The organism is Sphingomonas sp. (assembly GCF_003248515.1).
Taxonomy (GTDB): domain Bacteria; phylum Pseudomonadota; class Alphaproteobacteria; order Sphingomonadales; family Sphingomonadaceae; genus Sphingomonas_I.
The window spans coordinates 101,083-123,529 of sequence record NZ_QFOB01000011.1; the positions used below are offsets into that span (position 1 = coordinate 101,083).

Here is a 22,447-nt window from a genome sequence, read left to right on the forward strand (position 1 = left end):
GGACTGCCCCGATCAATGCCTGGCCGGTTGCGCGGGCGGCGGCGAGGGCGTGAGCGTGAAGGTGAACTGATTGCGCTCCCGTCCGCGCGAGACGGTCATCTCGATCGGATCGTTGCCGCCCAGCACGCGGGCGAGTTCGGACGAGCTGGATATGGGCGCGCGTGCGGCGGACAGGATCACGTCGCCGATCTGCAGGCCGGCGGCTTCCGCGATCGATCCCTTGGCGACGAGCACGATCACCGCGCCCCGCCCGCGATCGGCGCCGAGCCGCGCCGCGAGGACCGGCGAGAGATCCTCCGCGATGATGCCGAAGGCGGCCGGCGAAACGCTTCCGGTGCGCATCAGGCGGCTGACGACGACGGTGATGAGATCCGCAGGCAGGAAGCGATCGCGCCGCCCGCCTTCGCCGATGCTGGGCTGTGCCAGTGCCACCACGCGACCGTCCGGCGAGAGGAACGGGGTGCCGTCGGGCGGCGGCTCGCCGGTGCCGTGGACGCGCAGATAATAATCCTGCGTGGCGCCATCCGTGGCGAAATCACTCGCGACGATCGCCTGTTCGACGATGCAGCCGGTGCCGTTGGGCGAGGAAAGGGTGAAGCCCCACGCGCCGGGCGGCGCCAGATCGGGATCCGCCAGCGAGAGCGACGGAAGATCCTCGCCTTCAACCTTCACCAGCGAGATGCCGGTGAGCGGATCATGTGCCTCCAGCTTCGCCTTCAACTTGCGCCCGTCCAGCCAGGCATCGAATTCCATGTCGGCGGGCATGGCGGCGCTCGTCACCACCTCGCCATCGCCGCTGATGAGCACGCCCTGCGGCGCCGGGCCATCGATGCCGGGGATGCGCAGCGATACGATCGCCGGGCAGGCCGTCGCCGCATTGTCCGGCAACTGCTCCAGCGGCGAAACGCGCTTCACGACTTCGCGGATCGGCGTCGTCACGCGCTGCTCGACCGTTTTCACGGGCTGCCACAATTTCGCGCCGGCCACGATGCCGGCGACGATGAGCCCGACAATGCCGAGGCCCTGGGCGATGCGCGCGCGCCAGCGCGGGCGGCGCATGTTCAGCGCATCGGGCTCGCCGGGCTCAGTCACCGAACAATTCCTTCTGCGCCTTCTCAATCTCTTCGGTGTAGCGGCGGCGGACATATTTCTCGGTCACGACGCCGAGCAGGTGGCCATCGCGATCGACCACGGCGAGTTCGTCGACCTCCTTCTCCTCGAACAGGCGCATGATCGCGGAAACATCCCGATCGGCGGTCAACGTCGCATCCTGCAATTGCGCGATGCCGGAGACGGGCTCGTCTTCCTTATGATCGGTGGCGAAGGCGGTGCTGACGCGGATGATGCCGGCATAGGCACCCGTTTCGTCGGTCGCGGTGACGACGCGCACCGAGCCGAGCGGAAAGCGCCGCCGGAATTCGGCGAAGCTGGCGGTTTCCTCGATCGTCGGCGTATCACGCCGCATCATGCGGCCGGCGGTGAGATTCCGGACCCAGCCGACATCGCGCGCGCTGCGGATCGTCTCCCCGCGCGTATGGAGGCGCCAGGTGGAGAAGGAGAAGCCGAACGTCTCGCGCACCAGCGTGCTGGCGCAGAGCGACGCGGTGATGGCGGTGCTGGTGAGCGCGAAATCGTGGGTCGCCTCCAGCACGAGCATCGACATGGTGATCGGGCCGCCGACGATGGCCACGGCGAGGGCCGCCATGCCGATCAACGCCGCATCATTGCCGTTCACCAGCGAGGCCCCGGGGATGAGATTGACAAGGCCGGCGAAGAGTTGCCCCGTGATCGAGCCGATGAACAGCGATGCGAAGAACAGGCCGCCGCGAAAGCCGAAACCCAGCGAAATGACGGAGGCGGCGATCTTGAGCCCGAAGACGATCGCCAAGAAGCTCATGCTGACCTTCATCGTCAGATCGAGATGCAGTGCGCCGTGGCCGGCCGAGAGGGTCTGTGGCGTTATCAATGCGATCGGCACGAGCAGGAGCGCGCCCACGAATGGCCGGGCCAGATCGGGGATGGGCGAACGACGCACCATCGCCTCCATCACCGTGACGGCCTGCATGATGACGATGCCGACAAGCGCGCAGATCAGCCCGAGCGCGGCGTAGAGGAAATAATCCGAGGAAACGATCGGATCGGCCGTGGGCAGCACGATCAGATAGGCGGGCAGGCCGAGCGCCCGCACCGTGACCGCCGCCGCCAGCGCGGCCGTGGCCACGGGCGCTATGGCGGCGGGCGTGTAGGCGCCGATCACGATCTCGAAAGCATAGAAGGCGCCGGTCAGTGGTGCGCCGAAGGCGGCGCCAACGCCCGCGCCCGCGCACGCGCCCACCAGGATCCGCAGATCGTTACGCCGCAGCCGCAGCCATTGCCCCACGACGGAGGCGACGCCCCCCGCCATCTGGGCATAGGCCGCCTCCAGCCCGACCGATGCGCCGGCGCCGTTCGAGACGAGCGTCTGCGCGGATACGGTCAGGCTGTCCCGCATCGGGATAACCCCGCCGTGCAGGGCATTGGCCTCCACAACGTCGATCGGGGCGCGGCGGCGGTTGCGCGCATAATAGATGAAGAGGCCAAGCGCGATTCCCCCGACCGGCAGGGCGATCAGGCGGATCGGATCGATCGTGCTCTGCGCGCTCAGCCGATCGTCGCTGCCGATGCCGTAGAGGACGCGCTGCATCATGTGCGCGATGCCCGCCTGCGCCATCGTCATCAATCCGGCGCAACTGCCCAGCACCAGCGCGAGCGCGATGAGCGCGGCCTCGCTCGTCCGCAGACGGCGGCGCAATCCGGCGAGGATCGGCGCGACGATCCGAAGGCGGACCGACGTCACGTCAACAGCGCGGGGCGTCGCGCTGAAAGGGAAAGAGGCCGCCGGAGTGGCCGCAGCTTCAGCATTTCAGTCTCTTGCGCCAGCCGGCCGGCGGCTGCAACGCCTGACCGACGATTATGGCATGCGTCGCGTGCCCAAGGGCCCGGCGCCGGAGAGGGACACGGCCCCTGCGATCTATTTCTTGCGCAGGCCGGTGAAGACGGATGGCCAGACGATCCGTGCCTCGCGTGCGCAGGCGGTTGCGTCGGGCTGCGGCTGGCTCCCGGCCAGTTCGCTTCGCGCGGCGGCGAGATCGCTCTGGAAGGCAGGTGTCGTCCGCACGAGGTCCATCGTCGCCGTGGCACCGACCCGGCCGGCTTCCACCGCGCTGGCATTGTGGACGCGGCAGACCAGCCGGCTTTCGCCATAGGAGCGCGCGCGGGTCAGGATCGGGGTCGCCCGCAGGGGGAGAATCTCGGCGAGGATCAGGCCCGTCGTCCAGCCGCGCGTGGTGTGGCCGGACGGATAATCGAAGCTTTTTCCGATATCGGCGGGATCGGGCTCGCAAATCTGCCCCTTGTCGATCAGGAACGGCCGCAGGCGCTTGAACTTGTCCTTGGCGACGTTGTTCTCGCGCGCGGTATCGACGCCCGCGCGTGCCAGCAGGCGATAGGTGATCGGCTGCTTTTCAGGCGAAAGCGCGATGCCCGCCGCGCAGCTGAAATCGCGCATCACGTCGGCGGCGGATGAAGGAATATCCTTCTTCGCATAATCCCAGCGATCGGATCCCACGCCGGGCTTCATCGCCTTGAAGACCTGACGATCGGTTTCGTAGCGTATATCGCCCTTGGTGGGCGCGGGCGGCAGGATCGCGGTGAGATCGATCTGGCCCGGGGCGAGATAGCCCTGCACACCGCTCTGGCCATTGGCTGCGGCAAACGCCACCCCCGATATCATCGCGAGCCCCAGGATCGTCCGAATCCGCATTGCGATCTCCTTCTGAGATCAGAAATATACATGCCACACGGCGGCGAAAGCCTTTCCTTAAGGTTCGGGGCGTAGAAGGAGCGGCATGCAGGGGAATGTCCACGAGCACGGATCCGTGCAGTCGTTGCGCCGGCGTATCGCCGAGGTGGAGCAGACGAACGGCGAACTGCTCGCCTTCGCACGCGGCCACTCAGGCGCAACTAACGCGATTCACGAGGCGGTGCTGGCGATCATGGAGGCGGACAGCCTCGAAACTTTCGCCGCGATCGTCTCCAGCGATTGGCCCGCCGTGCTGGGTGTCGATGCGGCGGCTTTCGCCTGGTCGGCCGATGGCATGGCGCTTGCCGGTGACCGGACTGGTCTGCGCCCGTTCGAACAGAGGCTCGTCGTGCGGATGGCCGGGATCGATCGTCCCGTGACGATTCGTCAGGTCGATCGTGGCCATCCCGTATTCGGCGCGGATGCGGAGCATATCCGTGCCGAGATCGCGATCCGCCTGGCCGGTGCGCGCGGTATCGGCCTGATCCTGCTGGGCGAACGGCAGGCGACCGCGATCGACGCGCCCGCCGCGACCCGCCTGTTGCGCTTCCTTGGCCGTGCGGCCTCCGTTATGCTGGAGCGGTGGCCGCTCGTCTGACGCTTGCCGAACATCCGGCCTTCGCTCTCAGCCAGAGCTGGGTGGCGCATCTTCAGCGCGATCGGCGTCGTTCGCCTCACACGGTGCGGGCCTATGAGGCCACGGCGCGGCGTCTGATCGCCTTTCTCGGCGCGCATCGCTCGCAATTGATCAACGGAGCCGCCCTCGCCGGGATCGATGCGGCGGAGTTGCGCGCCTTCCTCGCGATGCGGCGGGAAGAGGGCATCGGCAATGCCTCGGCCGCGCGCGAATTATCGGCGCTTCGCGGTTTCCTCGCCTTTGTGGCGGGCAAGGAGGGCACGGATGCGGCGCCACGTCTGAAAGGGCCGCGCGTCAAGAAAGGCGTGCCGCGCCCCGTCTCTCCCGATGATGCCGTCGCCATCGCCGATGATGCCGGTGACGAGGCCGCGCATCCCTGGATCGGATTGCGCGACAGGGCCGTGCTGCTGCTGCTTTATGGTGGCGGTCTCCGGATCGGCGAGGCCGTCGCGCTCACCGGCGCGTCCCTGCCGCTCGGCGACAGGCTGGTTGTGACGGGCAAGCGCGCGAAGACGCGGATCGTGCCGCTGCTGCCGCAGGTGCGCGCGGCGATCGAGGCCTATGTCGAGGCTTGCCCCTGGGCGACATCGCGCGAGGCACCGTTGTTCCGCGGCTATAAGGGCGGCCCGCTATCGCCGGACATCATTCGTCGCGCCGTTCGCGCCGCCCGGGCACGGCTGGCATTGCCGGATCGGACGACGCCCCATGCCCTGCGCCACAGCTTCGCCACGCATCTGCTGGGGCGCGGGGCGGATCTCCGGTCGCTGCAGGAATTGCTGGGCCATGCCAGCCTGTCGTCGACGCAGGTCTATACCGCCGTGGATGCGGCGCACCTGCTGGATGTCTATCGGAACGCGCATCCGCGCGCATGAAGGCGCGCGGATGCTGCCACCGGCTTATTCCGGCAGGAAATCGGGCACGGAAAGGTAGCGCTCGCCCGTATCGTAGTTGAAGCCGAGGATGCGGGCGCCGGGCATTTCCTTCAGCTTCTGGGCGATCGCGGCGAGGGTGGCACCGGAGGATATGCCGACGAGGATGCCTTCCTCGCGGGCCGAGCGGCGGGCATAGTCCTTGGCATCGGCGGGATCGACCTGGATCACCCCATCCAGCAGTGCGGTGTGCAAATTGGCGGGGATGAAGCCGGCGCCGATGCCCTGGATCGGATGCGGCGCGGGCTGGCCGCCGGAGATGACGGGCGAAAGGGTCGGTTCGACCGCGAAGACCTTCAGGTCCGGCCAGCGCTCTTTCAAGACCTGTGCGACGCCGGTGATGTGGCCGCCCGTGCCGACGCCGGTGATGATCGCGGCCGGTGGCGCGTCCTTGAAATCGGCGTAGATCTCCTCGGCGGTGGTGCGGACGTGCACGTCGATATTGGCAGAATTCTCGAATTGCTGGGGCATCCAGCTGTTCGGCGTCGCGGCGACGATTTCCAGCGCGCGCTCGATCGCGCCCTTCACGCCCTTTTCGCGCGGGGTGAGATCGAAGCTCGCGCCATAGGCCAGCATCAGCCGGCGGCGCTCCAGCGACATGCTTTCCGGCATGACGAGGATGATCTTGTAGCCCTTGACCGCCGCGACCATGGCGAGACCGATGCCCGTATTGCCGCTGGTGGGCTCCACGATCGTGCCGCCGGGCTTCAGCGCGCCCGATTTTTCCGCCGCCTCGATCATCGAGAGGGCGATGCGATCCTTGATGGAGCCACCCGGATTGGTGCGCTCGTTCTTCACCCAGACCTCCGCGTCCGGGAACAGGCGGCCGAGCCGCACATGCGGCGTGTTGCCGATCGTCTCCAGTATCGTCGCTGCCTTCATGGTCGCGTTTCCTCAGCCGGTTGCACGAGATGCGCGGGGGGAGCGAAAGTCTTCGCCCGCCGCAGTTCGGGAAAGAGACGCGACCATAGCAGAGTTATGCCGATCGCGCCGATGCCGCCGGCGACAACCGCCGCGACGGGACCGATCAGGGCGGCGACGAAACCCGATTCCGCCTCGCCCAGTTCATTCGATCCGGAGATGAACAGCGAGGAGACCGCGCCGACGCGACCGCGCATCTCATTGGGCGTATAGAGCTGGATCAGCGATTGCCGGACGAAGACCGAAACCATGTCCGCCGATCCCAGGATGGCGAGTGCCAGCAGCGAGAGCGGCATCCAGGTGGACAGGCCGAACAGGATCGTCATCGCGCCGAACAGGCAGACAGCCACCAGCATCTTGATGCCGACATGATTCCGCAACGGGCGAAAGCCGAGGAAGATCGCCGTCAGCGTCGACCCCACGGCCGGCGCCGCGCGCAGATGGCCGAGCCCGGATGCGCCGACATGCAGGATATCGCGCGCATAGACGGGCAGCATCGCGGTGGCGCCGCCCAGCAGCACGGCGAACAGATCCAGGCTGATCGCGCCCAGCACCATCTTGTTGCGGCGAACATAATGAAGGCCGTCGATCATCTGCCGCACGGGGCTCGCCTTGGCGATGGTGGTGCGCGGGATCGGGCGGATCAGCATCAGCATCGAGAATGCGAGGAGGAAGCCGAACCCGGCGACCGCATAGGGAACCGGCGTGTCGATCGCATAGAGATAGCCGCCCAGCGCCGGGCCGAGGATCGCCCCGCTCTGCCAGGAGACCGAACTGAACGCGATCGCCTGGGGCAAGACGGGAGGCGGCACCAGATTCGGCGCCAGCGCACCCATTGCGGGATTGGCGAAAGCCCGGGCCACGCCGAGCAGCGACGCGATCGCGAAGAGAGCGTGGAGCGAGGTCGTGTGCCGGAACGCCATCGCCGCCAGCGAGATAGCGCACAGCGCCTCCAGCAACGCCGTGAGGCGCACGATGAAACGCCGGTCGATCCGGTCCGCCACCCAGCCGACGACAAGCGTGAGCAGTGCGAGCGGCAGGAATTGGAAGATGCCGATCAGGCCCAACTGAAACGCCGCATCGCGCGGCGACATCGTTTCCCGCGCGATATCATAGACCTGCCAGCCGACGACGACGACCATCGAGGACTGCGCGATCGTCGCTGAAAGCCGGGCGATCCAGTAGCAGCGATAGTCCCGGAAGGTGAAAGGGTGGGGATGCGGACCGGCCATATTCCCGCTCTAGGGCGCGGCGGGGGCGGGGGGCAACTATGGTTCCGCTACACAGGCGGCAAGCCCTGTTTGCGCGCTGTGCCGCGCGCGATGCAGAGCGAGCGGATCGCCGCCACGCCGGAATGCGGGTGACGATGGCCTGCGCGGCAGAAGCGACCCTTCGCCTCCGCCGGCGGAATCCGACGAAAGCGAAGGTGGCGCGGAGATCTTACTGATCGAGGAAGCTGCGCATCTTCCGGCTGCGCGACGGATGCTTCAGCTTGCGCAAAGCCTTCGCCTCGATCTGACGGATGCGCTCGCGGGTCACCGAGAATTGCTGGCCCACTTCTTCCAGCGTGTGATCGGTGTTCATGCCGATGCCGAAACGCATGCGCAGCACGCGCTCCTCACGCGGGGTGAGCGAAGCGAGGACGCGGGTCACCGTTTCCTTCAGGTTCGCCTGGATGGCGGCGTCCACCGGAATGATCGCATTCTTGTCCTCGATGAAATCGCCGAGGTGCGAATCCTCCTCGTCGCCGATCGGCGTTTCGAGGGAGATCGGCTCCTTGGCGATCTTCATCACCTTGCGAACCTTTTCGAGCGGCATCGAAAGGCGCTCGGCCAGTTCTTCCGGGGTCGGCTCGCGGCCGGTTTCGTGCAGGAACTGGCGGCTCGTGCGGACAAGCTTGTTGATCGTCTCGATCATGTGGACCGGGATACGGATCGTGCGCGCCTGATCCGCGATCGATCGGGTGATCGCCTGACGGATCCACCATGTGGCGTAGGTCGAGAATTTGTAGCCGCGGCGATATTCGAACTTATCGACCGCCTTCATCAGGCCGATATTGCCTTCCTGAATAAGATCAAGGAATTGCAGGCCACGGTTCGTATATTTCTTGGCGATGGAAATCACGAGGCGCAGGTTCGCCTCGACCATTTCCTTCTTGGCGATGCGCGCCTCGCGCTCGCCCTTCTGGACCATGTTGACGATCCGGCGGAATTCGGTGAGCGCCATGCCTGTCGCCTGTGCGATCTCCGCGATCTCGGCGCGGATACGCTCCACCGCGACGCCTTCGTTGGTGGCGAAGTTCGTCCACTTCTTGTCGGTCGGGCCGACGCGCTCCAGCCAGCCTTCCTCGGTCTCGTGGCCGACATAGCGATCCAGGAAATCCTTGCGCGGCACCTTGTGGCGCTCGGCCAGGCGCAGCATCTGCCCGCCCAGCGCCGTCAGCCGCCGGTTGAACGAATAAAGCTGGTCGACGAGATGCTCGATCTTCGCGCCGTGGAACTTGACGCTCTCCACCTCGGCGGTGAGATCCTCGCGCAACTTCTGGTAGCGGGCTTCCTGCGCGGCCGGGAAATCGTCGCCCACGCCCATCGCGGCGACGCGCGCCGCCTGCACCTTGGCGAAATTGTGATAGAGATCGGTGATCGTCGCGAAGCGCTCCAGCGCCTGCGGCTTCAGCTGCTCCTCCATCTGGGCGAGGCTGAGCGTATTATCCTCGTCATCGTCGTCGGAGGGGCGCGGCGCCCGGCGTTCGCCCTGGCCGTCCTCATCCTCGTCCGCGTCGGCCGAAGCTTCCTCGGGCTCCTCTTCCTCCTTGAAGGACGGGCCGGCCGATTTCTCGCTGATCTCGCCATTATCGTCTTCCTCGGCGCCTTCCACCTGTTCGGCGGTCGGCCCCTTGGAAACCATGGCGTCGAGATCCAGGATCTCGCGCAGCTGCATCGTGCCTTCGTTGAGCTGGGTGGACCAGTCGATGATGGCGTTGAAGGTGATCGGGCTTTCGCACAGCCCCTGGATCATCGTGTCGCGGCCGGCCTCGATCCGCTTGGCGATGGCGATCTCGCCCTCGCGGCTGAGCAACTCCACCGCGCCCATTTCGCGCAGATACATGCGGACGGGATCGTCGGTGCGATCGACCGTCTCCTTCTTCGGCGTCGCGGCGGTGAAGGTGGTTACCTCGCCGGCGCCGTCATCGCCCTGTTCGTCGTCGGAATCGTCGCTCTGGGACTGCTGCTCGCCATCCTCGCCGGCATCCTCATTTTCGACGATGTTGACGCCCATCTCATTGATGGCCGCCATCACATCCTCGATCTGGTCGGTCGACATCTGGTCCTGCGGCAGGGCCTCGTTCAACTCATCGACCGTGATGTAGCCGCGCTTCTTGGCGCGGGCGATCAGCTTCTTGAGGCTGGCCTCGTTCAGATCGATCAGAGGCGCATCACCGCCATCGCCATCGCCTGCACCGCCACCCGCCATCGCCACGTTCGTCTTCGCCATCTGCTGCTTCGATCCCGATGCACGTGCGTCCCAAGAACGCTTCTAGTCTTCGTCCGGCCCCATCAACGCGAGGAGCCTTCTTTCGGCCTCCGCCCGTTCGAGCGTCAGCCTTTGCTGTTCGGCGAAAGCGGCCTCGTCCGTCGAGGCCGCAAACGCCCTGGTCGCCTCCGCCAGCGCCGCGTCGATCGCGGGTCGCGTGGCCAGCACTTCAATGGCCTCGCCCAAATCCCGCGCCGCGCGAAGCGGATCCGCATCGCTGCGAAGGAAGGAAAAGGCAAGACCGTTGGTGCCGACTAGCCGGTTTGCTGTGGTCGAGACTCCGGCTGTACGCAATATGTGCCCTATGTCGGCGCTTTCAAGCGATCCTTGCGCGACGATCGCTCCGACGAGGGCGTCGCGCACTCCGGCGAGCGCCTCATCGGGCAGGGGCAGGTCCTGCAAGGCTTCCGCATGGGCACCGATCAGTTCGGGCCGGAGCACCAGCCCCGCGATCACGGCGCGAGCCAGCATCTGATCGATTCCGCCACGGCCGATGGCGCGAGCCGGCTCCGTCGCCGGGCGCTGGAAATCGCGAAAGGATGACCCGCCGCGCCCCGCCATGCGCCGCCCGCCACGATAGGGTTCGCGTTCGCGCGCCGGCGCGGCGGCGTAGAGCGAATCGAAACGGCGCCGAAATTCGGCCAGATATTGCTCGCGCACGTCCGCATGGCCGATGGTGCGCGCGATTTCGGTGAGACGCTGGCGCAGGCCGGCGCGGTTCTCCGGTGTCGTCAGGGGTTGGGCCGCCAGTTCGCTTTCCCAGATCAGGTCGACCAGCGGCTTGGGGCTGGCAAGCACGCCCTCCATCGCGGGCGCGCCGCCCGCCTTCACCAGATCGTCCGGATCCTGCCCCGCTGGGAGCGTGGCGAAGGCGAGGCTGCGGCCGGGCGCGATCATCGGCAGCGCGCGCAATGCCGCGCGCACGGCCGCCTTCTGGCCGGCCTTGTCGCCATCGAGGCACAGGATCGGCACTTCGGCCAGCCGCCACATCCGCTCCAGTTGATGCTCGGTGACGGCGGTGCCGTTGGGGGCGACCGCCTCGTCAATCCCGGCCTTGGCCAGCGCGATCACATCCATATAGCCTTCGACGACGATCAGCCGCCCGGCCTTGCGCGAGGCCGGCCCGGCGCGATCGATGTTGAAGAGCGTGCGGCCCTTGTCGAACAGGGGCGTATCCGGCGAATTCAGATATTTGGGCTCGCCCTGATCCAGGATGCGGCCGCCAAAGGCGATCGTGCGGCCCCGCTGATCCCGGATCGGGATCATCAGCCGGCCGCGAAAGCGATCATATGGCTCCTTCTCGTCCACCTTGATGAGCAGACCGGCCTCGATCAGCGCATCCTCGCCGAAGCTGGCCAGTGCGCTTTTCAGCTTCCCGCGCGAATCGGGTGCGAAGCCGATGCCGAAGGCTTTGGTGAGCGGCTCGGATATGCCGCGCCGGTTGAGATAGGCGCGCGCATCCGCCCCGCCGATGCCCTGCAACTGTTCGGTGAACCAGCGCGCGGCGGCCTCGCTCGCGGCCGTCAGCCCGGTCTGGCGCTCGGCCTTTTCGGCAGCGCGCGGATCGGGCGCGGGCATATCGAGACCGGCGGCGGCCGCCAGCTCCTTCACTGCGTCCATGAAGGGCAGCCCGCGCGCCTCCGTGAGGAAGCGGATCGCGTCGCCATGCGCGGAGCAGCCGAAGCAGTGATAGAATCCCTTCTCGTCATTGACGTAGAAGCTGGGCGTCTTCTCGTCATGGAAGGGGCAGCAGCCCTTATATTCGCGGCCCGCCTTCGTGAGCTTCACGGAGCGCGCGATGAGCGCGGACAGATGCGTCCGGGCGCGCAGCTCGTCGAGAAACTGGGGGGAGAGGGTCATGGGGTCCCCCCGGTCGATGTGGCGGAAGAAGCCCAGCCTTCGAGAAGGTCTGTGCGAGCGCCGACAGGTAAGTCGTCATCCTGAGACCCGTTCGTCCTGAGCGAAGTCGAAGGACGGGTTCCACGCGACGCAGCCAGTTTTTTCAGCCGAAACCAGTCCCCGTCAACCAGGGCTTCCTTCTTGGCGCGAGTCCAGCCTTTGATCCGGCGCTCGGCTTCCAGCGCCTCCAGCCGGCACCGAAACGCTTCGCTCCAGATCAATGTCGCCGGCTGACGCCTCGCGGTGAAGTCGCAGAACCCGCCATGTGCGTGCTGGGCCATGCGGCGATCGAGATCATCGGTATGCCCGACATAATATCGGCCGTCCGCGCAGCGCAACATATAGATCCAGAACGCCATCCGATTCGCCTGTAGCACGTCCTTCGACTTCGCTCAGGACGAACGGAGGAGGGGCGCCAAAAATATGCGGGAGCCCTCGCGTGATGTCACCCCAGCCGGGCCTTCACCAGCCCGCTCGCCTTGGCCATGTCCATCTTGCCTGCGAAGCGATCCTTCAGTGCGGCCATCACGCGGCCCATGTCCTTCACGCTGCCCGCGCCCAGTTCGGTCGCCAGCGCGTCGATCGCGGATCGCGCCTCGTCCTCGCTCATCTGCTGGGGCAGGAAGCGCTCGATCACCGCGACTTCGCCTTCCTCGGCCTGGGCCAGCTCCTCGCGGCCGCCCTTGCGATACATGTCGATCGATTCGCGGCGCTGCTTGATCATCTTTTGCAGCACTTCGGTCACCAGCAGGTCATCGTCGGGCTGGGTGGAAGCCGTGCGCAGCTCGATGTCGCGATTCTTGATCGCGGCCTGAATCAGGCGCGTGGCAGCGACCGTCGCCTTGTCGCCACCCTTCATCGCGGCAATCTGCGCCGTCTTCACGTCGTCTCGGATCATATCGCTCTCGAATGTCGGAAAGGCGGAGAGATAGCGAAGACCCGGCGCATTTGGTAGAGTTGACCCTGTGGCCTCCCCCGTCTAGCGGACGCGGCTTAGCGACATTGCTGCCCACCAATTGGAGTGCCCGCCCACCATGGCCGACGCCACGTCTCAACGCGCGCCTGAAGGAGCCACGGGCGTTCTCGTCCTTGGCGATGGGACCGTCATCTGGGGCAGGGGATTCGGCGCGGAAGGCTCGGCCGTCGGCGAGGTGTGCTTCAACACCGCGATGACGGGTTATCAGGAGGTGATGACCGATCCTTCCTATGCGGGCCAGATCGTCACCTTCACCTTCCCCCATATCGGCAATGTCGGCGCCAATGCCGAGGATGTGGAGGCGATCAACCCGCATGCGCTGGGCTGCATCGTGCGTGAGGACGTGACCGATCCCTCCAATTTCCGCGCCGTGCAGGGCTTCGATGCGTGGCTGCGCGCGAACGGCCGGATCGGCCTGGCGGGCGTGGACACGCGCGCCCTGACCCGCGCCATCCGCATCCAGGGTGCGCCCAACGGCGTGATCGCGCACAATGCGAAGGGCGAATTCGATCTGGAGGCGCTCAAGGCCGAGGCCCGCAAATGGCCGGGGCTGGAAGGGATGGACCTCGCCATCGAGGTGTCCGCAACCCAGAGCTACAAATGGGATGACGGGCTGTGGACGCTGGGCGCCGGCTACGCCACTCACAGCGCCAATCCCGAAGGCCCGCATGTCGTGGCGATCGATTATGGGCTGAAGCGGAACATCCTGCGCAATCTGGTGGCCGCCGGCGCGCGGGTGACGGTGGTGCCCGCCACCGCGACCTTCGATGATGTGATGACGCACCGGCCGGACGGCGTGTTCCTCTCGAACGGCCCCGGGGATCCGGCCGCGACCGGCGCCTATGCCGTGCCGGTGATCCAGGAGCTTCTGAAGATCGGCAAGCCCATCTTCGGCATCTGCCTGGGCCACCAGCTGCTCGGCCTCGCCGTTGGCGCGAAGACCGAGAAGATGCACCAGGGCCATCGCGGCGCGAACCATCCGGTGAAGCGCAGCGCGGACGGGCGGGTGGAGATCACCAGCATGAACCACGGCTTCGCGGTGGTGACGGAGTCGCTCCCGGCCAATGCCGAACCGACCCACTTCTCGCTGTTCGACGGCAGCCTCGCCGGCCTGCGCCTGACCGACAAGCCGGCCTTCTCGGTGCAATATCACCCGGAGGCGAGCCCCGGCCCGCAGGACAGCCACTATCTGTTCGAGCAGTTCGTGAGCCAGCTTCAAACGAAAGGATGATCGATGGCCACCGTGCGAGATTTCACGGTCGATGATCTGTCGGTCGTCAGGCCGCATGATGAAGTTGAAGCCATTGTCCGCCTGATCGAATGCGACGGCGAGAGGCTGCTTCAAATTGATACCTACGGCCGGCCGGGCCGCGAAACGCCAGGTAAGCTTTCTCAGACGCTCCGCTTAAATGCGGCCGCGTTCGAGAAGTTGATAGAACTCGGGAAAAAGCACTTCTGATGCCCAAGCGCACCGACATCTCCTCCATCCTCATCATCGGCGCCGGCCCGATCGTCATCGGGCAGGCCTGCGAGTTCGATTATTCGGGGACGCAGGCCTGCAAGGCGCTGCGCGAGGAGGGCTATCGCATCATCCTCGTCAATTCGAACCCGGCGACGATCATGACCGATCCGGACATGGCGGATGCGACCTATATCGAGCCGATCACGCCCGAGATCGTGGCAAAGATCATCGAGAAGGAGCGGCCCGATGCGGTGCTGCCGACGATGGGCGGGCAGACCGCGCTCAACACGGCGCTGGCCTTGTTCCATGACGGAACGCTGGAGAAATATGGCGTCCAGATGATCGGTGCCGATGCCGAGGCGATCGACAAGGCCGAGGATCGGCTGAAATTCCGCGATGCGATGGACAAGATCGGGCTGGAAAGCCCGCGAAGCCGTATCGCGCACACGATCGAGGAGGCGCTGGAGGCGCTGGAATTCGTGCAGCTCCCCTCGATCATCCGCCCCAGCTTCACGATGGGCGGGCAGGGTGGCGGCATCGCCTATAACCGGCAGGAATTCATCGAGATCGTGACGAGCGGCCTCGACCTTTCGCCGACCACCGAAGTGCTGGTCGAGGAATCCGTCCTCGGCTGGAAGGAATATGAGATGGAGGTCGTGCGGGATCGCAACGACAATGCCATCATCATCTGCTCGATCGAGAATGTGGATCCGATGGGCATCCACACGGGCGATTCGATCACGGTCGCGCCGGCGCTGACGCTGACCGACAAGGAATATCAGATCATGCGCAACGCGAGCATCGCGGTGCTGCGCGAGATCGGGGTGGAGACGGGCGGTTCGAACGTCCAGTTCGCGGTGAATCCGAAGGATGGCCGCCTCGTCGTGATCGAGATGAATCCGCGCGTTTCGCGTTCCTCGGCGCTGGCCTCCAAGGCCACCGGCTTCCCGATCGCCAAGGTCGCGGCCAAGCTGGCCGTGGGCTATACGCTGGACGAGATCGACAACGACATCACCGGCGCCACGCCCGCGAGCTTCGAGCCGACGATCGATTATGTCGTCACCAAGATACCCCGCTTCGCCTTCGAGAAATTCAAGGGCGCATCCGATCACTTGACCACGGCGATGAAATCCGTGGGCGAGGTGATGGCGATCGGCCGCAACATCCACGAAAGCCTGCAAAAGGCGCTGCGCGGGCTGGAGACGGGCCTGTCCGGCCTGAACATGGTGGATCGCCTGAAAGGTGCGCCGCGCCCGGAGATCGAGGCGGCGCTGGCCGAGCCAACACCCGATCGCCTGTTGATCGCGGCGCAGGCGCTGCGCGAGGGCTTCACGGTCGAGGATGTGTGCCGGATCGCCAAATATGATCCGTGGTTCATCACGCGGCTCAGCGAGATCGTGGAGGCCGAGGCCGGCGTGTGCCGCGATGGCCTGCCCAATGACGCGACCGGCATGCGCCGGCTGAAGGCGATGGGCTTTTCGGACAAGCGTCTCGCTTTCCTGGCGCTGCAATCCGCGAATCTCGCCGGGATGGCGCGGGCGCAGGCTCGCGGCTCGGGCATCGTCCATGATGCGATCAAGGGCATGTCCGGCGGCGTGACCGAGCAGGAGGTGCGGGCGCATCGCCACAAGCTGGGCGTTCGGCCGGTTTTCAAGCGGATCGATACCTGTGCCGCCGAATTCGAGGCCAAGACGCCCTACATGTATTCCACCTACGAGGCGCCGAGCTTCGGGGAGCCGGAAAATGAGGCGCAGCCGTCCGATCGGCGCAAGATCGTGATCCTTGGCGGCGGGCCGAACCGGATCGGGCAGGGTATCGAATTCGATTATTGTTGCTGCCACGCCTGCTTCGCGCTGTCCGATGCCGGCTATGAGACGATCATGGTCAACTGCAATCCGGAGACGGTGAGCACCGATTATGACACGTCCGACCGCCTCTATTTCGAGCCGCTGACGGCTGAGGACGTGCTGGAGATCCTGCATGTCGAGATGAGCCGGGGCGAGCTGGTCGGCGTGATCGTGCAGTTTGGCGGCCAGACCCCGCTGAAGCTGGCACAGGAGCTGGAGAATGCCGGCATCCCGATCCTGGGCACGTCGCCCGACGCGATCGACCTTGCCGAGGATCGCGAGCGTTTCGCGGCGCTGGTCGAGAAGCTGGGCCTGAAGCAGCCCGCCAACGGCATCGCCCGCAGCCGGGAAGAGGCGATCGCGGTGGCCGAGCGGATCGGCTATCCGGTGCTGACGCGCCCCTCCTATGTTCTGGGCGGCCGGGCGATGGAAGTCGTCGATACGCAGGCGCAGCTGGAGCAATATATCACGACCGCCGTGCAGGTTTCGGGCGACAGCCCGGTGCTGATCGACCGTTACCTTCGCGATGCGACCGAGGTGGACGTGGATGCGATCTGCGACGGGACCGATGTCGTGATCGCCGGCGTGATGCAGCATATCGAGGAAGCGGGCGTCCATTCGGGCGACAGCGCCTGCTCGCTGCCGCCGCATAGCCTGCCCAAGGAGATCGTTGCCGAGATCGAGCGTCAGGCCGACGCGCTGGCCCGGGCCCTGAACGTGAAAGGGCTGATGAACGTCCAGTTCGCGGTGAAGGACGGCGAGGTCTATCTGATCGAGGTGAATCCGCGGGCGTCCCGCACCGTTCCGTTCGTGGCCAAGGCGGTGGGGGCGCCAGTCGCCAAGATCGCGGCCCGAGTGATGGCCGGCGAGAAGCTGACGGTGCTGCCGAAGATCAACCTCGATGTGAAGCACAGCGCCGTGAAGGAAGCCGTTTTCCCCTGGGCACGCTTCCCCGGCGTGGATCCCGTCCTTTCGCCGGAAATGAAGAGCACCGGTGAAGTGATGGGAATCGATCGCGATTTCGCCACCGCTTTCGCCAAGAGCCAGCTGGGCGCCAGCACCGTTCTGCCCCAAAGCGGCACCGTCTTCGTTTCCGTCAAGCCATCCGACAAGACCGTGGTGGAGCCCGCGGTTCGATCGCTGATCGATCTGGGCTTCGAGATCGTCGCGACCGAGGGCACCGCCGATTATCTGCGCGAGCAGGGCCTGAAGGTGGAGACGGTGAACAAGGTGGCGCAGGGTCGACCCCACATCGTGGACCGCATCAAGAATGGCGATATCGCGCTGGTGCTGAATACCACTGAGGGCTGGCAAAGCCTGCAGGACAGCAAATCCATCCGCGCGAGCGCGCTGCAGGGGCGCATACCCTATTTCACGACGGCGGCGGCTGGCGTTGCGGCGGTGGCGGCGATTGCCGCGATGCGGGATCGCACGCTTGAAGTACGCTCCCTCCAATCCTATCATGCGTGATCGCGCCACCTCCCGACATCGCTGAGATGGTGCGTCGCCGGAAGGCGGCGCGGGAGGACGCTTTACCGAAGTGAAGGGATGAGTGCCGATGGCGACCGACGAGAAGATGCCGATGCTGGCGGAGGGCTACGACATGCTCAACGCTGACCTCGCGCGTCTCAAAATCGAGCGGCCGCAGATCATCGACGCGATCGAGGAAGCGCGCGCCCATGGCGACCTTTCCGAAAACGCCGAATATCATGCCGCCAAGGAACGCCAGGGCCAGGTGGAGGCGATGATCGCCGATATCGAGGACAAGCTTTCCCGCGCTCTCATCATCGATCCCAAGACGCTGTCTGGCGACAAGGTGGTGTTCGGCGCGACCGTCCATCTGCTGGACGAGGATGACAAGCCGGTGAAATACCAGATTGTCGGCCAGGCCGAGGCGGACGCCAAGAGCGGCAAGATCAGCTTCTCCTCGCCGCTGGCCCGCGCGCTGATCGGCCGCAAGGTGGACGACGATGTGGAAGTGACGGTGCCTTCGGGGGATCGTTACTATGTCGTCTCGCGCATCGAATTCATCTGATCCGGCCCTGACCGACCGGGGGACGAACCGATGAGGGCGCAGCCGCCCCGTGCGACGCTGATGCTGGGCGCGGCGATCGCCGCATCCTATGTGCTGTTCGCTGTCGCCGGGCAGAGCGAGAATGCGGCGCTGCTGGGCGGCTTCATCTCTGCGCGGATCGGCGGCCCGCCGATGCCGGAAGGGTTGCCCGTCTGGCTGACGCCACTCAGCGCCACGCTGCTGCACGGCGGCCTGCTCCACCTGCTCTTCAACCTCCTGATGCTGGGCTATTGCGGCAAGGAGACGGAGGTGGCGCTGGGGCCGGTGGCGATCGTGCTGCTGTTCCTGGTGGGGGCCTATGCGGCGACCGCGATGCAATATCTGGCCGATCCCGCCAGCACGATCCCGATGATCGGCGCATCGGGCGCCATATCGGCGATCGTGGGCGCCTATGCGATCCTCTATGGCCGCCCGCGCGAGACGAAGCTGCCGCCGAACGTGGCGCGCTGGGTGCATATAGCGTGGCTGGCCGCCGCCTGGACGGGGCTGCAACTGCTGGTGGGATTCGCCGGCCGCCTGGATGGCATGGGCGTGGCGGCCGCGGCGCATATCGGCGGCTTCCTCGCCGGCCTGTTGATGGCGCGGCCGCTGCTGCGTTGGCGCTACCGCTCGGCCTGAGGGGCGGCGCTTTGGCCTTTACCGGAACATTGTGGCTTGTGGCCCCTGGGCGGCGGGCGGGGCGCTAGCGGGTCGATCCGGCCCCGCAATCCCGGAAAAGCGCGGCGAAGCGTTTTTGCTCCCCGAAATTAACCATCCCTCGATGCGCTTTGGAAACTTCCGCCCGGCTAACGGATCGTTCGCCGCGCTGCGGCCCGGACCGACACAGGAGAAGTGCATGACCTTCCTTCGCAAGCTTGCCGGCGACCGTCGCGGCGCCACGGCCATCGAATATGGCCTGATCGCGGCGCTGATCGCCGTGGCCGCCATCGGCGCGATGTCCACGCTCGGCACCAAGCTGAAGAACACCTTCACGAACGTTTCCAACAACATGAACGCGCAGTAACAGCGCGTTCTGCGCGCGGCGGGGCGATGGCCCGGCCGCAACTGGATGATGACGGGCTCGGTCGCCTCCGGAGGCGGCCGGGCCTTTTCGCGTGCGGGTGGCCGGGGCGCGGTGGCGGGCGGCTTTCCTTGAAAATCGCACGAAAGTTGCGCCTCTAAGGGCAGGCGCGCGATACGCCGATGAGTGCGGGGCCGTGTAGTCCTGCGCGTGGGTGCATGCGCCCGCGATCATTCGGCGCACCACGGGGGAGGGGGCACGCTTTCGTCCATGCCCGGATTGTCCGGCCTGGCATGATCCACGAACCTTTCGAACCGCTTCGGCAATTGCCGAAGCGCGCCCTCCAGCGGATCGGCCACGCGGGCGGGGAGGCCGCCCGAGATGATTTCGCCGTCGATGATATGGCTGAACGCCTCGAACCCCCGATTAGGCCGCTTGAAAATGGGCCGGGGGATGATCGTCGCGATACACGCGGATCACGATGCCGGAGACCATCGAGATCCCCGGCACGATATCTGTTTCAGCCCAGTTCGCCGGTCAGTTCGTCAAACCGGTCTTCCGCCCGATCTCGCGACGAGAAGAGTTCCGCCTTGCGCGTTGGATGCGTGAGGGAAAACGTCTCGTCGACAAGCGCCGTACCGTTGAAAAGCTGTACGTGGGTCAGTTTCAGATGACCCGATTGACGCATCAGCGTCGACCTGTTCACTCCGCCGCTACGCCCGGCCCGAACAGGCCGCCCTCGCCCGCATCCTCATTCGCCACCACGGCCGATTTGGCGGCCTTGCGGCGATCGAACGCATCCCACACGTCGTTCCACTGGCCCTTGGTGGCGCCCTTCGAATATTCGGTGGCGCGGGTTTCGAAGAAGTTCGCATGCTCCACGCCGTTCAGCAGCGGGGCGAGCCAGGGCAGGGGATGATCCTCGATCATGTAGATGGGCTTGAGGCCCAGCTGGCCCAGACGCCAATCGGCGATGAAGCGGACATATTTCTTGATGTCCTTCGGCGTCATGCCGTTCACCGGGCCCATTTCGAACACCAGATCGATGAAGGCATCCTCGATGCGCACCGTCTTCTGGCACATGTCCAATATGTCGTCGCGCACGGAGGCGGTCATGCAATCCCGCTCCTTCACGAAGGCGTGGAAGAGGCGGACGATGCCCTCGCAATGCAGCGTCTCGTCACGCACGCTCCACGTCACGATCTGGCCCATGCCCTTCATCTTGTTGAAGCGCGGGAAATTCATCAGCATCGCGAAGCTGGCGAAAAGCTGGAGCCCTTCGGTGAAGCCGCCGAACATGGCGAGCGTCTTGGCGATATCCTCATCCGTATCCACGCCGAAGGTGGACAGGTAATCATGCTTGTCCTTCATCTCCTTATACTGGAGGAAGGCCGAATATTCGGTTTCGGGCATGCCGATCGTATCGAGCAGATGGCTGTAGGCGGCGATATGCACCGTTTCCATGTTGCTGAACGCCGTCAGCATCATCTTGATCTCGGTGGGCTTGAACACGCGGCCATATTTTTCGTGGTAGCAATCCTGCACCTCGACATCGGCCTGCGTGAAGAAGCGGAAGATCTGGGTGAGCAGGTTGCGCTCATGATCCGTCAGCTTCTGCGCCCAATCCCGGCAATCCTCGCCCAGCGGCACTTCTTCCGGCAGCCAGTGGAGCTGCTGCTGGCGCTTCCAATATTCGTAGGCCCACGGATATTCGAACGGCTTGTAGACGCGGCTGGCCTGGAGAAGCGGCATGATACGGGCCCTTGCGAATCTTGAGGTTAACGAACACCGGAACGAAGCGCGAACCCGGCGATATATGGGGAAGGCTACGCCCATTCGCCACAATGTCTAGACTTGACGCGGCGCTTTTCCACAGGGGATTTTCGGGTGAATCGGATGGGTGCAGGCGCCGCCCGTAGGAAGGCGCGGGGCGCCTCGCCGATCCGCTCCGGGTGCGTTCGCAAGGGGGCAGGCGCGGCCATTATCGGCGGATCGCTGCGATAAAGCGGGCCTTTCGCGCGGCTTTCCGGGCAACCGCCTTCGCGGGTGCGGCGTTCGATCCCGATGGCGACAATTGCGGCAGATTGCGAGCGCGAGGGCGCACGCGCGGGCACGAAAACGCGTGGGAGGCGCCCGGGTGGCGCGCGGGGAAATGGGGAGGGTGCGGGAGCGCGGGCGCCGGCCGTGCATTTCCCCCTGCTGGATGCGGGGCGCGGCCTCGCGGCGCTGGCGGTGGTGGCGCATCATGTGGGCAACGAGGCGGGGCTGGCGATCGCCAAGCACGGGCACCTCGCGGTCGACTATTTCCTGATGCTCTCCGGCTTCGTGGTGGCGATGAGCTATGAGGGACGGCTGCGCGGTGGCGTGCACGGTGTCGGTGGAAACGGGGCGGGGGAGGGTGCCCCCGGTGCGATGGCCTTTCGCGATTTTCTGGCGATGCGGGCGAGGCGCCTCGCGCCGATGATCTTGCTGGGCGCGCTTCTGGCTACGGGCGCGCTCGCGCTGGCGCCCAATCCCGATGTGCGGCCCGAATGGATCGCCTTCCAGTTCCTGCTGATCCCGGCGATGGCGAGCTGGGTGATCTTTCCGCTCAACGCGCCGATGTGGTCGCTCTTCTATGAAAGCGTCGCCAATGTGGCGCATGGCGGCACGATCGCCTTCGCCCGCACGCGGACGATCGCAGCGTCGGTGATCGTGCTCGGCGTGATGGCCGCGTGCATCGTGCTGACCCACGCTGATTACAATATGGGCTTCCGCCCGGGCGAGGAGGGGATCGCGCTGGTGCGCGTCTTCTTCGCCTATCTGGCGGGCGTGCTGATGTGGCGGCTGCATGCGGCCCGCTGGCTACCGAGGGTCAAAGTGCCCGGCATCGTGCCGATCGCGCTGGTGCTGGCGCCGCTACTGGCCCCCGCGGATATGCCGGCGGCGGCCGTGACGATCGCGGCTTTGTTCCTCTGCTTTCCGGCGAGCATTCTCTGTTCGCTGCGGGGGCGCGAGCGGCCGGGCGGCGTGGCGGCGTGGCTCGGGGGCATCTCCTACCCGCTTTATGCGATCCACATGCCGATCCTGATCGCGGCGCATGCCGTGGGGCTGACGCAGGGGCCGGGTGGCTGGGCGGGTGTCGCCCTCTTCGCGGTGGTGGCGGCATGGGCGGTGGAACGCTGGATCGATGCGCCGGTGCGTGGCTGGCTCAAGCGCCGGAAGGGGGCTGCTGTGCGGCGGCGTTCGGTGCGCATGGCCATCGCGCGGGGCTGATCGCGCGCCGATGCCGGGTGCGCGAAGGCCGGAACCGAAAGTTTGATGGCGACGGGGCAGGGCCGCGAATTG

General features: G+C 65.9%; 20 protein-coding genes. 9 read left to right on the plus strand and 11 right to left on the minus strand.

Annotation, left to right across the window (positions count from 1 at the left end; translation table 11 throughout):
* Positions 1 to 12 precede the first annotated feature (12 nt).
* From DI605_RS16780 to DI605_RS16790, 3 genes are all read right to left on the minus strand, one after another.
* Complete coding sequence (locus tag DI605_RS16780) at positions 13 to 1,092, minus strand: trypsin-like peptidase domain-containing protein (protein WP_293976186.1); 1,080 nt, start codon at positions 1,090 to 1,092, stop codon at positions 13 to 15.
* Positions 1,085 to 2,836, minus strand: coding sequence for a chloride channel protein (locus tag DI605_RS16785; RefSeq protein ID WP_293976188.1), 1,752 nt, complete (start codon positions 2,834 to 2,836; stop codon positions 1,085 to 1,087). The genes DI605_RS16780 and DI605_RS16785 overlap by 8 nt, the downstream gene beginning before the upstream one ends.
* Positions 2,837 to 3,010: 174 nt before the next feature.
* Positions 3,011 to 3,802 carry a phosphatase PAP2 family protein gene (locus DI605_RS16790; protein WP_293976190.1) on the minus strand — a complete coding sequence of 264 codons (792 nt, stop codon included), beginning with the start codon at positions 3,800 to 3,802 and terminating at the stop codon, positions 3,011 to 3,013.
* Between the two features lie 85 nt (positions 3,803 to 3,887).
* Between DI605_RS16790 and DI605_RS16795 the strand changes: the two genes are divergently transcribed.
* Positions 3,888 to 4,439, plus strand: coding sequence for a DUF484 family protein (locus tag DI605_RS16795; protein WP_293976191.1), 552 nt, complete (start codon positions 3,888 to 3,890; stop codon positions 4,437 to 4,439).
* Positions 4,424 to 5,350, plus strand: coding sequence for a tyrosine-type recombinase/integrase (locus DI605_RS16800; RefSeq protein WP_293976192.1), 927 nt, complete (start codon positions 4,424 to 4,426; stop codon positions 5,348 to 5,350). Before DI605_RS16795 ends, DI605_RS16800 begins: the two co-directional genes overlap by 16 nt.
* 24 nt (positions 5,351 to 5,374) lie before the next feature.
* Here DI605_RS16800 and cysK read toward each other — a convergent pair whose 3' ends face one another.
* The 6 genes from cysK to DI605_RS16830 form a co-directional block, all read right to left on the minus strand.
* The gene (cysK, locus tag DI605_RS16805; RefSeq protein ID WP_293976193.1) at positions 5,375 to 6,289 is read right to left on the minus strand and encodes a cysteine synthase A; all 915 of its coding nucleotides are present in this window, start codon (positions 6,287 to 6,289) and stop codon (positions 5,375 to 5,377) included.
* A complete protein-coding gene (locus DI605_RS16810) occupies positions 6,286 to 7,560 on the minus strand; it encodes an MFS transporter (RefSeq protein ID WP_293976194.1) in 1,275 nt (424 codons plus the stop codon). Before DI605_RS16810 ends, cysK begins: the two co-directional genes overlap by 4 nt.
* 208 nt (positions 7,561 to 7,768) lie before the next feature.
* On the minus strand, positions 7,769 to 9,823 hold the full coding sequence (gene rpoD / locus DI605_RS16815; RefSeq protein ID WP_293976195.1) for an RNA polymerase sigma factor RpoD: 2,055 nt from the start codon (positions 9,821 to 9,823) through the stop codon (positions 7,769 to 7,771).
* 42 nt (positions 9,824 to 9,865) lie between these two features.
* Positions 9,866 to 11,722, minus strand: coding sequence for a DNA primase (gene dnaG / locus DI605_RS16820; protein WP_293976197.1), 1,857 nt, complete (start codon positions 11,720 to 11,722; stop codon positions 9,866 to 9,868).
* Positions 11,719 to 12,120, minus strand: coding sequence for a GIY-YIG nuclease family protein (locus tag DI605_RS16825; RefSeq protein ID WP_293976199.1), 402 nt, complete (start codon positions 12,118 to 12,120; stop codon positions 11,719 to 11,721). The genes dnaG and DI605_RS16825 overlap by 4 nt, the downstream gene beginning before the upstream one ends.
* An 86-nt stretch (positions 12,121 to 12,206) precedes the next feature.
* Positions 12,207 to 12,659, minus strand: coding sequence for a GatB/YqeY domain-containing protein (locus DI605_RS16830; protein ID WP_293976201.1), 453 nt, complete (start codon positions 12,657 to 12,659; stop codon positions 12,207 to 12,209).
* A 136-nt stretch (positions 12,660 to 12,795) separates the two neighbouring features.
* On the opposite strand from DI605_RS16830, the gene carA reads away from it, so the two are divergent.
* From carA to DI605_RS16860, 6 genes are all read left to right on the plus strand, one after another.
* Positions 12,796 to 13,968 carry a glutamine-hydrolyzing carbamoyl-phosphate synthase small subunit gene (carA, locus tag DI605_RS16835; RefSeq protein WP_293976203.1) on the plus strand — a complete coding sequence of 391 codons (1,173 nt, stop codon included), beginning with the start codon at positions 12,796 to 12,798 and terminating at the stop codon, positions 13,966 to 13,968.
* Between the two features lie 3 nt (positions 13,969 to 13,971).
* Positions 13,972 to 14,196, plus strand: a complete 225-nt coding sequence (locus DI605_RS16840) for a hypothetical protein (protein WP_293976205.1) — start codon at positions 13,972 to 13,974, stop codon at positions 14,194 to 14,196.
* Complete coding sequence (carB, locus tag DI605_RS16845) at positions 14,196 to 17,516, plus strand: carbamoyl-phosphate synthase large subunit (protein WP_293976207.1); 3,321 nt, start codon at positions 14,196 to 14,198, stop codon at positions 17,514 to 17,516. Before DI605_RS16840 ends, carB begins: the two co-directional genes overlap by 1 nt.
* 88 nt (positions 17,517 to 17,604) lie before the next feature.
* On the plus strand, positions 17,605 to 18,081 hold the full coding sequence (gene greA, locus DI605_RS16850) for a transcription elongation factor GreA (RefSeq protein WP_293976210.1): 477 nt from the start codon (positions 17,605 to 17,607) through the stop codon (positions 18,079 to 18,081).
* Positions 18,082 to 18,111: 30 nt separating this feature from the next.
* A complete protein-coding gene (locus tag DI605_RS16855) occupies positions 18,112 to 18,738 on the plus strand; it encodes a rhomboid family intramembrane serine protease (RefSeq protein WP_293976212.1) in 627 nt (208 codons plus the stop codon).
* Positions 18,739 to 18,955: 217 nt separating this feature from the next.
* The gene (locus DI605_RS16860) at positions 18,956 to 19,123 is read left to right on the plus strand and encodes a Flp family type IVb pilin (RefSeq protein WP_293976214.1); all 168 of its coding nucleotides are present in this window, start codon (positions 18,956 to 18,958) and stop codon (positions 19,121 to 19,123) included.
* Positions 19,124 to 19,640: 517 nt separating this feature from the next.
* Here DI605_RS16860 and DI605_RS16865 read toward each other — a convergent pair.
* Both DI605_RS16865 and DI605_RS16870 read right to left on the minus strand, forming a co-directional pair.
* Positions 19,641 to 19,826 (minus strand): hypothetical protein, encoded by a 186-nt coding sequence (locus tag DI605_RS16865; protein ID WP_293976216.1) that lies wholly within the window; start codon positions 19,824 to 19,826, stop codon positions 19,641 to 19,643.
* On the minus strand, positions 19,823 to 20,872 hold the full coding sequence (locus DI605_RS16870; protein WP_293976218.1) for a ribonucleotide-diphosphate reductase subunit beta: 1,050 nt from the start codon (positions 20,870 to 20,872) through the stop codon (positions 19,823 to 19,825). Before DI605_RS16870 ends, DI605_RS16865 begins: the two co-directional genes overlap by 4 nt.
* Positions 20,873 to 21,304: 432 nt before the next feature.
* On the opposite strand from DI605_RS16870, the gene DI605_RS16875 reads away from it, so the two are divergent.
* Complete coding sequence (locus DI605_RS16875; RefSeq protein WP_293976220.1) at positions 21,305 to 22,375, plus strand: acyltransferase; 1,071 nt, start codon at positions 21,305 to 21,307, stop codon at positions 22,373 to 22,375.
* Positions 22,376 to 22,447 lie beyond the last annotated feature (72 nt).

Excerpts from the sequence above, each read along its gene's own strand:
- DI605_RS16790 (WP_293976190.1), bottom strand. The coding sequence starts at position 3,802 with ATGCGGATTCGGACGATCCTGGGGCTCGCGATGATATCGGGGGTGGCG.
- DI605_RS16795 (WP_293976191.1), top strand. The coding sequence starts at position 3,888 with ATGCAGGGGAATGTCCACGAGCACGGATCCGTGCAGTCGTTGCGCCGG.
- cysK (WP_293976193.1), bottom strand. The coding sequence starts at position 6,289 with ATGAAGGCAGCGACGATACTGGAGACGATCGGCAACACGCCGCATGTG.
- DI605_RS16810 (WP_293976194.1), bottom strand. The coding sequence starts at position 7,560 with ATGGCCGGTCCGCATCCCCACCCTTTCACCTTCCGGGACTATCGCTGC.
- rpoD (WP_293976195.1), bottom strand. The coding sequence starts at position 9,823 with ATGGCGAAGACGAACGTGGCGATGGCGGGTGGCGGTGCAGGCGATGGC.
- dnaG (WP_293976197.1), bottom strand. The coding sequence starts at position 11,722 with ATGACCCTCTCCCCCCAGTTTCTCGACGAGCTGCGCGCCCGGACGCAT.
- DI605_RS16825 (WP_293976199.1), bottom strand. The coding sequence starts at position 12,120 with ATGGCGTTCTGGATCTATATGTTGCGCTGCGCGGACGGCCGATATTAT.
- DI605_RS16830 (WP_293976201.1), bottom strand. The coding sequence starts at position 12,659 with ATGATCCGAGACGACGTGAAGACGGCGCAGATTGCCGCGATGAAGGGT.
- carA (WP_293976203.1), top strand. The coding sequence starts at position 12,796 with ATGGCCGACGCCACGTCTCAACGCGCGCCTGAAGGAGCCACGGGCGTT.
- DI605_RS16840 (WP_293976205.1), top strand. The coding sequence starts at position 13,972 with ATGGCCACCGTGCGAGATTTCACGGTCGATGATCTGTCGGTCGTCAGG.
- carB (WP_293976207.1), top strand. The coding sequence starts at position 14,196 with ATGCCCAAGCGCACCGACATCTCCTCCATCCTCATCATCGGCGCCGGC.
- greA (WP_293976210.1), top strand. The coding sequence starts at position 17,605 with ATGGCGACCGACGAGAAGATGCCGATGCTGGCGGAGGGCTACGACATG.
- DI605_RS16855 (WP_293976212.1), top strand. The coding sequence starts at position 18,112 with ATGAGGGCGCAGCCGCCCCGTGCGACGCTGATGCTGGGCGCGGCGATC.
- DI605_RS16860 (WP_293976214.1), top strand. The coding sequence starts at position 18,956 with ATGACCTTCCTTCGCAAGCTTGCCGGCGACCGTCGCGGCGCCACGGCC.
- DI605_RS16870 (WP_293976218.1), bottom strand. The coding sequence starts at position 20,872 with ATGCCGCTTCTCCAGGCCAGCCGCGTCTACAAGCCGTTCGAATATCCG.